The sequence below is a fragment of the Isoptericola sp. NPDC057191 genome, from assembly GCF_042670225.1.
Lineage (GTDB): Bacteria > Actinomycetota > Actinomycetes > Actinomycetales > Cellulomonadaceae > Isoptericola.
This window is the reverse complement of the sequence record NZ_JBHUWC010000099.1, coordinates 1-14,297: the sequence shown is the minus strand read 5'-3', so window position 1 is coordinate 14,297 and position 14,297 is coordinate 1. Positions and strand designations below refer to the sequence as shown.

Here is a 14,297-nt window from a genome sequence, read left to right as displayed (position 1 = left end):
TTCTGGGTGGGTCTCCCCCGTCCCCCCCCCCCCCCCCCCCACAACCCACCAAATACCCCCCCCCCCACGACCGGGGGGCGGGCGGGTCCTACCCTGGGCCCGTGACCGCCGCCCCCTCGCCCGCGCTCCGCTCCCCCGTGGCCCCGGCCACCACGCCGACGGCCCGGCGCCGCACCACCGCCGAGATCTGGATCGTGCTCGGGCTCAGCCTCGGCCAGAGCGGCGTGTACGCGCTGGTCAACATCATCGCGAGGCTCACCGCCTCGACCCCGCTCGCCGAGCAGTCCGCCACGCTCAACGCCAGCCAGTCCGACCGTTCGCTGCTCGACCTCACCTACCAGCTGCTGGGGATCTTCTTCGCGCTGGTGCCTGTCGCGCTGGCGCTCTACCTGCTGAGCGGACGGGCGTCGGCCACATGGACGGGCACGCGACGCCGGATCGGCCTCGACTGGGGGCTCGACGGCGCACGGCCGGGGCGCGACGTCGCCTGGGGGTTCGGCCTCGCAGCGGCCATCGGCATCCCAGGGCTGGCGTTCTACGCGCTCGGGCGCGTCCTCGGCATCACCGTCCAGGTGCAGGCCAGCGCCCTGAACGCACTCTGGTGGACGGTGCCCGTGCTCGTCCTCGCCGCCCTGCAGAACGGGCTGCTGGAGGAGGTCGTCGCCGTCGCGTACCTGAACGAGCGCACGCGCGACCTCGGCTGGTCGCGCCTCTGGTTCGTCGTGTGGAGCTCGCTGCTGCGCGGCTCTTACCACCTGTACCAGGGCATCGGGCCGTTCATCGGCAACGTCGTGATGGGCGTCGTGTTCTCGTGGTTCTACACCAGCCGGTGGGGGCGGCACCGCGCGCTGCCGCTCGTGGTGGCGCACACCGTGCTCGACGTCGTCGCGTTCGTCGGCTACGCCCTCCTGCCGGAGGCGTGGAAGGCGGCGCTCGGCCTCTGAGGCCGACTCAGCCCCGCGGGCCCGCGCCGTGCAGCAGGGTCTCGACGACCCGGGCGGCGAGCGCGTCCGGGTCGGCACCGTCGGCACCGTCGGCACCGTCGCGCAACGACTCCCCGATGAGGGCGTAGTAGACGCGGCGCACCCAGTCGAGGTCGGCGTCCTGGGCGAGGAGGCCCTCGGCGCGGGCTCGTTCCAGCACGACGACGCAGCGCCGGTCGACCTCCCGCTGGAGCTCGGCGGTCTCGCTGTCCGGGTCCGCCGGGAGCCCCAGGGCGAACGCCCAGGCGCCCTTGACCTGGAGCACGTCGGCCGTGATCCGGTGCATCGCTACCAGGGGCGGGGCCGTGTCGGGCCGCCCGTCGTCCACCGCGCGGGCGAGCTGCCGGACCGCGGAGGCCGCGAGGGCGTCGATCAACGCCTGCCGGCTGGCGAACCGCCGGTGGACGGTCGTGCGGGCCACGCCCGCCGCCGCGGCGATCTGCTCCAGGGAGGCGGCCGGGTCGTCGACGAGCACCCGCTCCGCGGCCTCGAGGATCGCTCGGACGCTGCGCTCCGCGTCCGCTCGCAGCGGTCGGCCTGCCACCTCACCCATCGCTCCCCTCCGCGTCAGCTGCACGCGCACACGATACTTGACCGACGCTCAATCTGACTTAATTGCATCACCTCTGTTGCAGTTGATGGTGAAGGCGCTACGCTCACATCCAGTTGTCGTCCGCTGAAGGAGAGACCATGCGCAGCACCGCCCTCATCACAGGAGCGTCGTCCAGACTCGGCGCGGAGTTCGCCGAGCAGCTCGCCGCCCGCGGGCACGACGTCGTCCTGGTGGCCCGGTCCGGCGACCGGCTCGCCGCCGTCGCCGAGCGCGTCGGTGCCGCGCACGGCGTCGCCGCCCACGTGCTGGTCCAGGACCTCGCCGAGCCGGACGCCGCCCGCCGCGTGGCCGCGGAGGTCGCCGCCCGCGGGCTGGAGGTGGACCTGCTGGTCAACAACGCGGGCTTCGGCACCTGCGGCCGCTTCGAGGAGATCGACGGGGCACGCGACCACGACCAGCTGATGGTCAACGTGGTCGCCCTCGTCGACCTCACCCACGAGCTCCTGCCCGGGATGCTGGCCCGCGGCGGCGGCGCGGTCGTCAACGTCGCCTCGAACGCCGCCTTCCAGCCCGACCCGTACTTCGCCGTGTACGGCGCCGCCAAGGCGTTCGTGCTCAACTTCGGCCTGGCGCTGCGGCAGGAGTACCGGCGGCGCGGCGTCCGCGTCCTCACGCTGTGCCCCGGCCCGGTCGAGACCGGCTTCTTCGACACCATCGGCACCCGCAGGGCCGCCGTCACCGGCGCCATGACCACCCCGGGGCCCGTCGTCCGCGCCGCGCTGCGCGCGCTGGACCGCGACCGCGGCTACGTCGCCCCCGGCCTCGGCAACACCCTGGCCGCGCACCTGACCCCGCGGCGGCCGCGCGCCCTGGTCGCGGCCCTCGCCGAGCGCGTCACCCGCTCCGTCCTGTCCCCGTCCGGCACCCCGTCCGGCACCCCGTCCGCCGTCCCCGCCGCCGGCACGTCGACGCCGGAGGCCGCCGCGTGAGCGGGGCGGGCACCGCCTCGGCCGGTGCCGCGGCGGCGATGCTCCTGGTCGGTACCTCGACGGCTGTGTCCGCCACGACCGCCGGCTACCCGGTCCTGACCGGGCAGGCGCTGCGCTACGCGCTCGCCGCCGTCATCCTGCTCGCCGTCGTGCACCACCGCCGCCTGCCCCGGGTCCGGCTGACGGCGCGTGACGTGCTGCTGCTGGTCGCGCTCGCCGCCACCGGGCTCGCCGGCTTCAACCTGTGCCTGGTCGAGGCGACCCGGCACGCCGGTCCCGCGATGATCGGCGCCGTCGTCGGCGGGGTGCCCGTCGTCCTGGCCCTCGTGGGCCCGCTGCTGGAGCGTCGGCGCCCCGCCGCGCGCACGGTCACGGCCGCCGTCGTGGTCGCGCTCGGCACGGCCGTCGCCGCCGGGCTGGGATCGGGCAGCCTGACCGGCCTGCTGCTGTCCCTGGGCGCCCTCGCCGGGGAGGTCGCCTTCTCCCTGCTCGCCGTCCCCCTGCTGCCCCGGCTCGGCCCCCTGCGGGTCGCGGCCTACCCGGCCGCGCTGGCCGCGCCGCTGCTCCTCGTGGCCGGCCTCGCCCTGGACGGCCCCGCCGCGCTGCGCCTGCCCACCCTGGGCGAGGCGGCCGCCTTCGTCTACCTCGGCGCGGTGGTCACCGCGGCCGCCTTCTTCCTCTGGTACGACGCGCTGGGCCGCCTCGGCCCCGACCGCGCGGGCCTCTTCGCCGGGCTCGTGCCGGTCGGCGCGCTGCTCACGACGGTCGCGCTCGGGCTCGGGCACGTCGGGCCCGCGGACGTCGCCGGCGCTCTGCTGGTCGCGGCCGGCCTACGACAGAGTCCTCGGGCGCCGAAGGCACCCCGGGGCCCGGCCCGTCAGAAGCCGGTCGGCCCGGAGGACATCAGGCCCTGCCAGAGCACGACGAAGCCCGCGACGAACGCGAGGAACACCAGCGCGAACACGATGCGAGCGACGGCCGCGCCGGTGCCCATGCGGGCGCTCTTCGGCGCGATGAACCGTTCCGGCCGCTCCGGGTCGTAGAGCACCCGCACGTCCGTGTCCCAACGGTCCAGCATGCCGACGTCGGAGTACGCGGGCACCGCACCGATGATCATCCACAGACCGACCAGGGCCATGGCCGCGGGCACGACCAGGAACAGGACCCCCACTCAGGCCTGCCGCAGCGCGTGCAGGCCGGCGCGGTGCTCCGCCTGCGCGGCGGGGTCCGGCACCGGCAGCGACGCGAGGAGCTGCTTGGTGTAGTCCTCCCGCGGGTGGCCGAGCACCTGCTCGCCCGTGCCCTCCTCGACCAGGTGCCCGCGGTAGAGCACCGCGATGCGGTCCGCCAGCAGGTCGACGACGGCCAGGTCGTGCGACACGAAGAGGCACGCGAAGCCGAGCTCCTTCTGCAGCTCGGCGAAGAGCTCCAGCACCCGGGCCTGTACGGACACGTCGAGCGCCGACGTCGGCTCGTCCGCGATCAGCAGCTCCGGGTCGAGGGCCAGGCCGCGGGCCAGCGACGCGCGCTGCCGCTGCCCGCCGGACAGCTCGTGCGGGAAGCGGTCGCCGTAGCTGCGCGGCAGCTGCACCGCCTCGAGCAGCTCGTCCACGCGGGCGCGGGCCGCCTCCGGGTTGCGTGCCCGCCCGTGCACGACCAGCGGCTCGGCCACGCACTCGGCGATGGTCAGCAGCGGGTTGAACGACGTGGCCGGGTCCTGGAAGACGAACCCGAGGCGCGGCCGCATCGCCTTGAGGTCCCGCCCGCGTGCCCCGTGCATCTCGGTGCCCAGCACGCGCAGCGAGCCGCCGCTGACGGGCGTGAGGCCGGCGATCGCGCGGGCGATCGTCGTCTTGCCGGAGCCCGACTCCCCCACGAGCCCCAGCACCTCGCCGGGGCGGATCGCGAGCGACACGTCGTCGACCGCGGTGAACGCCGGCTGCCGGAACCGGCCCGGGTAGGTGATGGTGAGGCCGTCGGCCCGCACCACCGGCTCGGTGGACTCCCACCCCTCGGGCCGGGTGGCCGCCCGCTCCACGGCGCGGGCCGTGCCCTCCCCGACACGCGGGACGGCCTTGAGCAGGGCCTTCGTGTAGTCGGCCTGCGGGTCGGCGAACAGGTCGCGGGCCGTGGCCTGCTCCACGACCTTGCCCTGGTACATGACGGCGACGCGGTCGGCCAGGTCGGCCACCACGCCCATGTTGTGCGTGATGAGCACGATGGCGGTGCCGGTCTCGTCACGCAGGTGGCGCAGCAGGTCGAGGATCTCGGCCTGCACGGTGACGTCGAGGGCCGTCGTGGGCTCGTCGGCGACGATGAGGCCCGGGCCCAGCACCAGCGCCATCGCGATGACGATGCGCTGCTTCTGCCCGCCCGAGAACTGGTGCGGGTAGTGGTCCACGCGGTGCTCCGGGTCGGGGATGCCGACCGTGCCGAGCACCTCGATCGCCCGCCGCCGCGCCTCCTTCTTCGACACGTCGCCGTGCGCGCGGATGCCCTCGGCGATCTGCCACCCCACGGTGTACACGGGGTTGAGCACGCTGGAGGGCTCCTGGAACACCATCGCCACGTCGACGCCGCGCACCTGGCGCAGCTTCGCCGCGGAGACGGAGACGACGTCCGTCGTCGTGCCGTCGCGCCCCGTGAGGACGACGGCGCCGCTGGTGGTCGCCGTCTCCGGCAGCAGACCCAGGATGGTCTTGGCCGTGACGGTCTTGCCCGAGCCGGACTCGCCGACGACGGCGAGGACCTCGCCGGGCTGCACGTCCAGGCTCACGCCGTCGACGGCCCGCACCGAGCCGGCGTCCGTGGCGAACGAGACCGCGAGGTCCGTGATGGATGCGACGGCGCTCATGCGTCGTCTCCCTTCGAGTTCTCGTCACGGCGCTCCGCCGACGCCGGGTTCTGCGGGTCGGACGGGTCCGCCTCGACGGGCTCGCCCACCGAGGTGGCCGCGACGGCGCCGGTGACCTGCCCGGCGCGGGCGCGGGAGCGCAGGCGCGGGTCGGCGAGGTCGTTGAGCGACTCACCCATGAGGGTCATGCCCATCGCGGCCAGCACGATGGCGAGGCCCGGGAACAGCGCGGTCCACCAGATGCCGGAGGTCACGTCGGCGACGGCGCGCTGCAGGTCGTAGCCCCACTCGGCGGCCGCCGTCGGTTCGATGCCGAAGCCGAGGAAGCCCAGCCCCGCCAGCGTGAGGATCGCCTCGGACGCGTTGAGCGTGACGATGAGCGGCAGCGTGCGCGTCGAGTTCCGCAGCACGTGGCGCGTCATGATGCGCCAGTGCCCGGTGCCCAGGACGCGCGCCGAGTCGACGAACGCCTCCGCCTTGATGCGCACCACCTCCGCGCGGATCACGCGGAAGTACTGCGGCACGAACACCACCGTGATCGACAGCGCGGCCGCGAAGATGCCGCCCCACATGTCGGACTTGCCCCCGGAGATGACGATCGCGAGCAGGATCGCCAGCAGCAGGGAGGGGAAGGCGTAGATCGCGTCCGCCACGACGACGAGCACGCGGTCGAGCCAGCCGCCGAAGTACCCGGACACGAGGCCCAGCAGCACGCCGACGACGATGGACGACAGCACCGCCACCAAGACGACGAGCAGCGCCGTGCGCGCACCCCACACCACGCGGGACAGCACGTCGTACCCGCCCACCGTGGTGCCGAACCAGTGCTCGGCGCTCGGTGGCATCTGGGCGCCGAACGCGCCGTCGAGGTCGCGCAGCTGCGACCAGCCGAACGGTGCGAGGAGCGGTGCGAGCACCGCGACCAGCACGAACAGCGCGGTGAGCACGAGGCCCGCGACGAGCATGCCGCGCTGGAGCCCGACGCTCTGGCGCACCTGGCGCACCACGGGCAGCTTGCGGAACCAGGCGCCCCGGCCGCCCAGGTGCTCCGGGGCGGTGCCGGCGGTGCCGACGCTGGTGATCTCTCCCGCGGTCATCAGTACCTCACCCTCGGGTCGACCAGGGCGGCGATGATGTCGACGAGGAAGTTCGTCACCGCCACCACCACGGCCATCAGCACGACGATCCCCTGCACGGCCACGAAGTCGCGCGCCTGCAGGTACTCCGAGAGCTGGAAGCCCAGCCCCCGCCACTCGAACGTCGTCTCGGTCAGCACGGCACCCACCAGGAGCATCGCGACCTGCATGCCGGCCACGGTGATGATGGGGATGAGCGCCGGGCGCCACGCGTGCTTGCGCACCAGACGGCTTTCCTTGACGCCGCGCGACCGGGCCGCGTCGATGTAGCCGGCGCCGAGCGTGCCGATCATGTTGGTGCGCACGAGGCGCAGGAACACGCCGGCCGTGAGCAGGCCCAGCGCCATGGCGGGCAGGAAGGCGTGCGACAGCACGTCGAGCACCACGGCCGGGTCCCCGGTCTTGAAGGCGTCGATCAGCATGAACCCGGAGTCCGCCCCGGCGAGCTGCATCGAGATCTCGCCGTCGGTGGACACACGGCCCGCGACGGGGAACCAGCCCAGCCAGACGGAGAACACGAGCTTGAGGATCAGGCCCGCGAAGAACACCGGCGTCGCGTAGGCGAGGATCGCGAGGATCCGCAGCGCGGCGTCGGGCAGACGGTCACGGAAGTAGCCCGCGACCATGCCGAACGGGACGCCCAGGACGAGCGCGACGACGATGGCGTAGAACGCGAGCTCCAACGTGGCCGCGCCGTAGGTGGTGAGCACCTCGGTGACGGGCCGGTTGTCGCTGATCGTCGTGCCGAAGTCGCCGGTGAAGATGCCGCTGAGGTAGTCCCAGTACTGCGCGAGGATCGGCCGGTCGTAACCGGCCGCGTGGATCCGCTCGGCGAGCTGGTCGGGCGTCAGGCGCCCGCCCAGTGCGGCGGTGATGGGGTCACCGGTCGCGCGCATGAGCACGAACACCGTGGTGACCAGGATGAACACGGTCGGGATGATGAGCAGGAAGCGCACCAGGATGTAGCGTCCCAGTGCGCTTCCCGTCGAACTACGAGATGCCACGAGAAGAGCTCAGTCCGTCTCTCAGCCCTTGGCCAGCGCGCCGTAGCGGAACTTGAACGACGCGTCGAGCGTGTCCTCGGTCCCGGTGACGTCCTTGGCCGTGACGGCGACCTGCGCACCCTGGAGGTACGGCACGGTCGACAGGTCCTTGGCCACCGACTCCTGGATCTGGCCCAGCAGGTCGGTGCGCTTCTTCTCGTCGGCCGTGACGGCCTGCTCGAGGATCATGTCCTCCACGTCCTGGTTCACGTAGTGGTTGCCCAGGAAGTTCTCCTTGAGGAAGAACGGCGTGAGGTAGTTGTCCGCGTCCGAGTAGTCCGGGAACCAGCCGAGCTGGTAGGCGGGGTAGACGTCGGCGGTGCGGTCCTTCGAGTACTGCACCCACTCCGTGGTCTGCAGGTTGACCTTGAACAGGCCGCTCTCCTCGAGCTGGTCCTTGATCAGCGCGTACTCGTCGCCCGACGACGGGCCGTAGTGGTCGTTCGAGTACTGCAGGTTCAGCTCGACGGGGGTGGTGACGCCGGCGTCGGCGAGCGTCTGCTTCGCCTTGTCCGCGTCGGGGCCGCCCTGGCCGTCGCCGTACATCTCCTTCAGCGGCTCCGTGGCGCCGGTGAGGCCGTCGGGCACGAAGGAGTACAGCGGCGTGTAGGTGCCCTTGTAGACCTGGTCGGCCAGCGCCTGGCGGTCGATGAGGTCGGCCACGGCCTGACGGACCGCGGTCGCCTTCTTCGGGTCGGCGTCGGACTGCTTCGCGCCGTACGGCTGGGTGTCGAAGTTGAAGACGATGTAGCGGGTCTCGCCGCCGGGGCCGGTGACGACCTTGACCTTGTCGTCCTTGCCCAGGTCCTCGATGTCGGTGGGCGACAGCGAGCGGAAGGCGACGTCGACCGAGCCGTCCTGCACCTCGAGCTTGAGGTTTGAGGCGTCCGTGAAGTACTTGACGTTGATCTTCGGCGTCTTGGCCTCGCCCAGGATGCCCTCGTACCCGTCGTACTTCTCGTAGCTGACGAGCTCGTTGGTCTTGTACCCGGTGATCGAGTACTGGCCGGCGAACGCCTTGCCGTCCACGATCGTCTGGTCGTCGGTCACCGCGTCGGGCGAGAAGACGTCCTCGTCGACGATCGGGCCTGCCGGGGAGGAGAGGATCTGCGGGAAGATCTGGTCGTTCGCGCTCTTGAGCTTGAACACGACCGTGGTGTCGTCCGGCGTCTCGACCGAGTCGAGGTTGTACAGCAGCGACGACGGGCCGTTCTCGTCCGCGATCTTGAGCTGGCGGTCGAAGGTGAACTTGACGTCCGAGGAGGTCAGGTCGTTGCCGTTGGCCCACTTCAGGCCCGGCTTGAGCTTGACCGTGTACTCCTTGGGCGCCGTGAACTCCGCGGACTCCGCGATGTCCGGCTGCACGTCCGGGCTGCCGTACGGCGTGTTCATGAGGAACGGGTAGACCTGGTTCATCACGGCGAACGACCCGTTGTCGTACGACCCGGCGGGGTCGAGCGACGTGATCTTGTCCGTCGTGCCGATGATCATCGACTCGGCGCTGCCGCCGCCGTCCCCGTTGCCGCCGTCGCCGGAACCGCCGCCGCACGCGGTCAGCACCAGCGCCAGCACTGCCGTCCCTGCCGCACCGGCGATCATGCGTCGCGAGCCTCTGATGGCACTCATGGTCGTGGTCCCCTTCGTCCAGGCCGGCCCGTGGCGGGTGGCCGCGGGCTCGTGGCGATGCGGGCGTCTCTGGCACACCGGTGTGTCGCCCTGGTCACGGACGTGGGTCACATCCGGACCGGTTTCGCATCGTGGTCCGGGAACCTACCACTGCGGTCGGGCCTGTGTCACAGGCCATAGGGGGCCGGAGAGCCTAGACTTCCCGGCATGTCCGGAGCGAGCACCGCGGGTCCTGCCGGGGCTCCGGCGCACCGGAGCCCGGCGGCCGACGCCGCACCACCCACCGGCCCGCTGCAGGCGCTGCTCGGTGGAGCCGGCGCCGACCACGGCGCTGCCACCGACCTCGTGCGGGTGGTCGACACCCCCGAGCCCCGCGTGCGGCACCCCTCGGACATGCTCGGGATGGTGGTCAGCGCGCTGGGGGTCGCGCTCGTGCTGGTGCTGTCGGTGGTCGCGCACGCCACCACCGAGGGCGTCACGCAGGACGTCCAGAACTTCAGCACGCTCCTCGCCCGCATCCTGTTCGTCCCCGTCGCGCTGCTCGAGGGCCTGATCACCCTGTTCGTGCCCGCCGCGGTGCTGATCGAGCTGGGCTGGCGGCGCCTGGGCCGCCAGGTGGTCGAGTCGATCTGCGCGGCCGCGCTCGGCCTGGTGCTCGGCGTCGTGACGACGTTGGCGGTCACCAAGTTCGGCAGCGACGAGCTCGTGCGCGGCCTGTCGGTCTTCAGCGACGGCCAGTGGCAGCTCACGGTCCCCGGGTACGTCTCCGCCATCGCCGGCCTGCTCACGACGGCGGGCCCGCGCACCCGCCGGCGCACCGTGCGCTGGTCGTGGAACGTGCTCTACCTCGCCCTGTTCATCGTGCTCATCACGGGACAGGTGTCCCTGCCGGGCGTGCTCGTGGCGCTGCTGCTCGGCCGCCTCGCCGGCCTCGCCGTGCAGTACGTGTCCGGCGTGCGCAGCGAGCGCGCGTACGGCGGCGACCTGGTCGCTGCCGTGCGGCGGGCCGGATTTCACCCGACGGCGCTGGTCCGGGTGCGCGACGTCTCCGCCGTCGTCGACGACCACGCCGACCCGGACGGCGCCCCGCCCGCGCCCGAGGACCCGGTGGCGGCCTACGACGCCGACGGCGACGTCGTCGACGGCCTGGAGGAGGACGAGCGGACCCTCCCGCCCGACCCCACGACGGCCGACGCGGCAGCCGTGGCGCTCACCCGCTCGGGCGACAACCGCGTGTACGCGCTGTTCACCGACGGCGCCGCGCCGCGCCGCGACGTCGTCGTGCTCGACGGCGACCGCCAGGTCATGACCACCGTGCAGCGACTGTGGCGCACCCTGCGCCTGCGTGGACTCGAGGGGCGCGCGGCCATCTCGCTGCGGGCCGCGGCCGAGCGCACCGCCCTCCTCGCGTACGCGGCCGCCGCCGCCGGCGTGCGCACCCAGCGCCTGGAGGGCATCGGGTTCGCGGACGACTCCGTCGTGCTCGTCCAGGAGCACGCGCGCGGCGCCGTCTCCCTGCGCGACCTCGACGCCGACGTCCTCGAGGGCCCGCGCGGCGACGCCGTCCTCGCCGAGGCCTGGGAGCAGCTGCGGCGCGCGCACCACGCGGGGCTCACCCACCGCTCCCTGACCCCCGACGTCGTGCTCGTGCACCACGACGAGCAGGGCGAGCCGCACGTGTGGCTCACCCGATGGGAGCAGGGCGAGATCGGCGCCGGCACCCTGTCCCGCCGGCTCGACCTGACGCAGATGCTCGCGCTGCTCGCACTGCGCGTCGGGGCGCGACGCGCGCTCGCCTCCGCGGTCCGGGCGCTGCCCGACGACGACATCGCCGCCATCGGCCCGCTGCTGCAGACCATCGCCCTGCCCGGGCCGACGCGCGAGGAGGTCCGCCGGGTCAAGGGCCTGCTGGACGAGCTGCGCGAGGCCCTCGTGGAGCGCCTGCCGCAGGCCGACGTGCAGCCGCAGAACATCACCCGCTTCGGCGCCCGCACCGTCATCATGCTGACGCTGACGATCGTCGCCGTCACGGTGATCGTCACGACGATCAATTTCGAGGAGATCGCCTCGGCGATCACGGAGGCGAACCCGTGGTGGGTCGCGGCCTCCTTCGCCTTCGGGGCGATCACCTGGTTCGGTGCGGCGCTCACGTTCACCGCCTTCTCCCCCCAGAAGCTGCCGCTGTGGCGCGCGACGCTCACGCAGATGGCCGGGTCCTTCGTCTCGCTCGCCGCCCCCGCCGGTATCGGGCCCGCCGCGCTCAACCTGCGGATGCTCACCCGGCGGGGCGTGGCCACCCCGATGGCTGTCGCGACGGTGGCGCTGGTGCAGCTCTCCCAGTTCGTGGTCACGGTGCTGCTGCTCGTCGTGCTGTCGGTGTCCACCGGCTCCGGCGGCCTCGTCGAGCTGCCGTCCACGACGGTGCTGCTGGCCATCGCGGGGGTCGGCGTGGCGGTCGTCGCGACGCTGCTCGTGCCGTCCGTGCGGCGGTGGGCGTGGGAGAAGGCCCGGCCCACGCTCGAGCAGGTCTGGCCGCGGCTGTCGCAGATGATGGGCCAGCCCACCCGCCTCGCGCTGGGCCTCGGGGGCAACGTCGTCATGACGCTGGGCTACGTGTTCGCGTTCTATGCCGCGCTCGCCGCGTTCGGGCAGTCGCTCAACCTCATCGACGTCGCCGTCATCTACCTGGTCGGCAACTCCGTGGGCGCCATGGTGCCCACCCCCGGCGGCCTGGGCGGTGTCGAGGGCGCGCTCATCGCCGGCCTCACCGCCGCCGGCATCCCGCCGTCCCTCGCGTTCTCCGTGACCATGCTGTACCGCGTCGTCACGTACTGGGCGCGGGTGCCGATCGGCTGGGTGGCGATGAAGCGCCTGGAGAAGACCGGGGACCTGTGACGACGGTCGTCGGCGCGTGCGCCGGGACCTCCGCGTCATCCGCGTCCGCCGCCGCCGAAGAGCTCGACCGGGTGCTCGCCGGCCTGCAGTGGCGGTTCGTCGCACGTGCCCGGCACGCGCTGGCCGCGGGCGACTGGACGGAGCACGCGACGGGCGACGGCGCCCTGCTCCTGGTCACCGACGGCCTGGTGCGGGTGCGGGGCGTGGGCGACGTCGCCGACCTGGCCCCGGGCGACTTCCTGTTTCTGCCGCACGGCCCGCGCTTCGAGGTGCACGCGCTGTCGGACGCCGCCGTCGAGTGCGTGCAGGTCGCGCCGACCGGGGCCCAGACCGCCCGTGGCGTGCTGCCCGACCTCGTGCTCCTCACCGAGGTCCCGCAGACCGAGCCGACCGCCGCCACCATGTTCCGCTCCCTGGTGGAGGAGTACCGCACCCCGCGCAGCGTGCTCGGCGACCGCGTGGTCACGCTCGTGGCGTCCCTGGTGATCAGCGCCTGGTACGCCCGCGGCTGCGCTCCCGCGCGCTGGCTGATGCAGCGTGACGACCCCGGGCTGGCCGCCGCCGTCGCGGCGATCCATGCCGACCCCGGCCGCGAGTGGACGGTGGACGACCTGGCCCGCGTGGCGCTGGCGTCGCGCTCCGGGTTCGCCGCCCGGTTCCGCGACGCCACCGGGCTGACCCCGGGCCGGTACCTCGCGCAGGTGCGCGTCGCCCACGCCCGCTGCCTGCTGACGGCGGGCGACCTTTCCGTCGCGGCGATCGCCCGCCAGCTGGGCTACGGGTCGGACACGGCGTTCGGCCGCGCCTTCCGCCGTCACACGGGCGCGACGCCGTCCGAGTTCCGCCGCGGCAGCGTGCTCCGCACGAGCACCCCGCCCGCCACCGCCACGACGGCTGCCACGAGGTAGGTCCAGGCGACGCCGACGGCGTCCACGCCCAGGCCGCCCACGGCCGAGCCGAGGATGATCGCCGTCTGGAAGGCCACCACGACCAGCCCGCTGCCCGCCTCGACCTGGCCGGGCAGGAGCCGCGTGATCCACACCTGCACCACGTTGAGCAGCCCGCCGAACGCCGTGCCCCACAGCACCACGGCCGGGTACGCGACCACCGGGAACGCCGCGGCCAGCCCGACGGCGGCGACGCCCGCACCGATGGTCACCGGCACGGCGAGCAGCATCAGCGGCAGGTGCCGGTCCACGACCGTTCCGACCACGACGTTGCCCACCAGGCCGCCGACGCCGAACAGCGCGAGCAGCACGGCGACCGTGCCGACGTCGGACCCGGGCAGCAGCGAGAGGGCGGGCCGCACGTACGTGAAGCCGACGAAGTGCCCGCCGATGACGGCGACGAGGCTCAGCAGGCCCAGCGCGACGCCGGGCGAGCGCAGCGCCCGCCCCGTCGCCGACCACCCGATGCCCGGCGAGGGCGCGACCGGGGGCAGCGCCACCCGCATCGCGACGGCCGTCACCGCCGTGACGGCCGCGGCCACCAGGAACACGACCCGCCACCCGGCGGCGGCGCTGAGGATCACCCCGAGGGGCACGCCGGCCACGGTCGCGACGGTCGTCCCCCCGTTCACGATCATCATCCCGCGGCCCACCCTGTCGGCCGGGACGAGCTGCGTCGCGATGACGAGCGACATCGACCAGTAGCCGCCCAGCGCGGCGCCGAGGAGCAGACGGGCCGCCATGAGCACCACGATGCCCGGGGCCAGCGCGACCAGGACGTTGGACGCCACGGCGCCCAGGGCGAGCACCACCAGGAGGGTGCGGCGGTCGGTGTTCCGGAACAGGGAGCTCAGGCCCAGGGCCGTGGCCAGCGCCGTCAGGGCGGTGACGCTCACCGACAGCCCCACGACGCCCTCCGAGACGCCCAGGTCCTGCGCCACCGGCGTCAGCACCCCGGGCGGCAGGAACTCCGCCGTCACGAGGGAGAAGCTGCCGAGGAACATCGTGGCGAGCGCCAGGCCCGCGCGCCGCGGCGACAGCATGCCTGGCGCCGGCGTGCCCTGGGCCGGGCGGGTCGTGGCAGACGTCGTGACAGACGTCGTGGCGGACGTCGTGGCGGACGTCGGGGCAGCGGTCGTGCCGGCCGCCGTGTCGATCGGGTTCGTCGTCATGCTGGTCGCAACAACGGGCGTCCCGCCACCAGCCGACCGGGACGCCGACGGACTCGATCGAGACGCCACGCAGCCGGCCTGGCCGGGAACGCCGGAGGC

11 protein-coding genes are annotated in these 14,297 nt (G+C 73.4%); 5 read left to right on the top strand and 6 right to left on the bottom strand.

Annotation, left to right across the window (positions count from 1 at the left end):
- Positions 1–101: 101 nt before the first annotated feature.
- Positions 102–944: a CPBP family intramembrane glutamic endopeptidase gene (locus ACFT55_RS13000; protein WP_380244253.1), complete on the top strand. Its 843-nt coding sequence runs from the start codon at positions 102–104 to the stop codon at positions 942–944.
- A 7-nt stretch (positions 945–951) separates the two neighbouring features.
- Here the strand turns inward: ACFT55_RS13000 and ACFT55_RS12995 are convergent, their stop codons facing one another.
- On the bottom strand, positions 952–1,536 hold the full coding sequence (locus ACFT55_RS12995) for a TetR/AcrR family transcriptional regulator (RefSeq protein WP_380244252.1): 585 nt from the start codon (positions 1,534–1,536) through the stop codon (positions 952–954).
- A 137-nt stretch (positions 1,537–1,673) separates the two neighbouring features.
- Here ACFT55_RS12995 and ACFT55_RS12990 point away from each other — a divergent pair, with 137 nt between their 5' ends.
- Complete coding sequence (locus ACFT55_RS12990; protein ID WP_380244251.1) at positions 1,674–2,525, top strand: SDR family NAD(P)-dependent oxidoreductase; 852 nt, start codon at positions 1,674–1,676, stop codon at positions 2,523–2,525.
- Positions 2,526–2,563: 38 nt separating this feature from the next.
- Positions 2,564–3,568 (top strand): DMT family transporter, encoded by a 1,005-nt coding sequence (locus tag ACFT55_RS12985; RefSeq protein WP_380244254.1) that lies wholly within the window; start codon positions 2,564–2,566, stop codon positions 3,566–3,568.
- A 128-nt stretch (positions 3,569–3,696) separates the two neighbouring features.
- On the opposite strand, the gene ACFT55_RS12980 is transcribed toward ACFT55_RS12985, so the two are convergent.
- From ACFT55_RS12980 to ACFT55_RS12965, 4 genes are read right to left on the bottom strand one after another with little or no spacing between them, the layout of a single operon-like run.
- On the bottom strand, positions 3,697–5,379 hold the full coding sequence (locus ACFT55_RS12980) for a dipeptide ABC transporter ATP-binding protein (RefSeq protein WP_380244250.1): 1,683 nt from the start codon (positions 5,377–5,379) through the stop codon (positions 3,697–3,699).
- On the bottom strand, positions 5,376–6,476 hold the full coding sequence (locus ACFT55_RS12975) for an ABC transporter permease (protein ID WP_380244249.1): 1,101 nt from the start codon (positions 6,474–6,476) through the stop codon (positions 5,376–5,378). The genes ACFT55_RS12980 and ACFT55_RS12975 overlap by 4 nt, the downstream gene beginning before the upstream one ends.
- A complete protein-coding gene (locus ACFT55_RS12970) occupies positions 6,476–7,519 on the bottom strand; it encodes an ABC transporter permease (protein ID WP_380244248.1) in 1,044 nt (347 codons plus the stop codon). Before ACFT55_RS12970 ends, ACFT55_RS12975 begins: the two co-directional genes overlap by 1 nt.
- 21 nt (positions 7,520–7,540) lie before the next feature.
- On the bottom strand, positions 7,541–9,184 hold the full coding sequence (locus tag ACFT55_RS12965; protein ID WP_380244247.1) for an ABC transporter substrate-binding protein: 1,644 nt from the start codon (positions 9,182–9,184) through the stop codon (positions 7,541–7,543).
- Between the two features lie 207 nt (positions 9,185–9,391).
- Here ACFT55_RS12965 and ACFT55_RS12960 point away from each other — a divergent pair, with 207 nt between their 5' ends.
- Positions 9,392–12,079, top strand: a complete 2,688-nt coding sequence (locus ACFT55_RS12960) for a flippase-like domain-containing protein (RefSeq protein ID WP_380244246.1) — start codon at positions 9,392–9,394, stop codon at positions 12,077–12,079.
- Positions 12,076–12,987 (top strand): helix-turn-helix domain-containing protein, encoded by a 912-nt coding sequence (locus tag ACFT55_RS12955; RefSeq protein WP_380244245.1) that lies wholly within the window; start codon positions 12,076–12,078, stop codon positions 12,985–12,987. The genes ACFT55_RS12960 and ACFT55_RS12955 overlap by 4 nt, the downstream gene beginning before the upstream one ends.
- On the opposite strand, the gene ACFT55_RS12950 is transcribed toward ACFT55_RS12955, so the two are convergent.
- Positions 12,894–14,198, bottom strand: a complete 1,305-nt coding sequence (locus ACFT55_RS12950; RefSeq protein ID WP_380244244.1) for an MFS transporter — start codon at positions 14,196–14,198, stop codon at positions 12,894–12,896. The genes ACFT55_RS12955 and ACFT55_RS12950 overlap by 94 nt on opposite strands.
- Between the last annotated feature and the right edge of the window lie 99 nt (positions 14,199–14,297).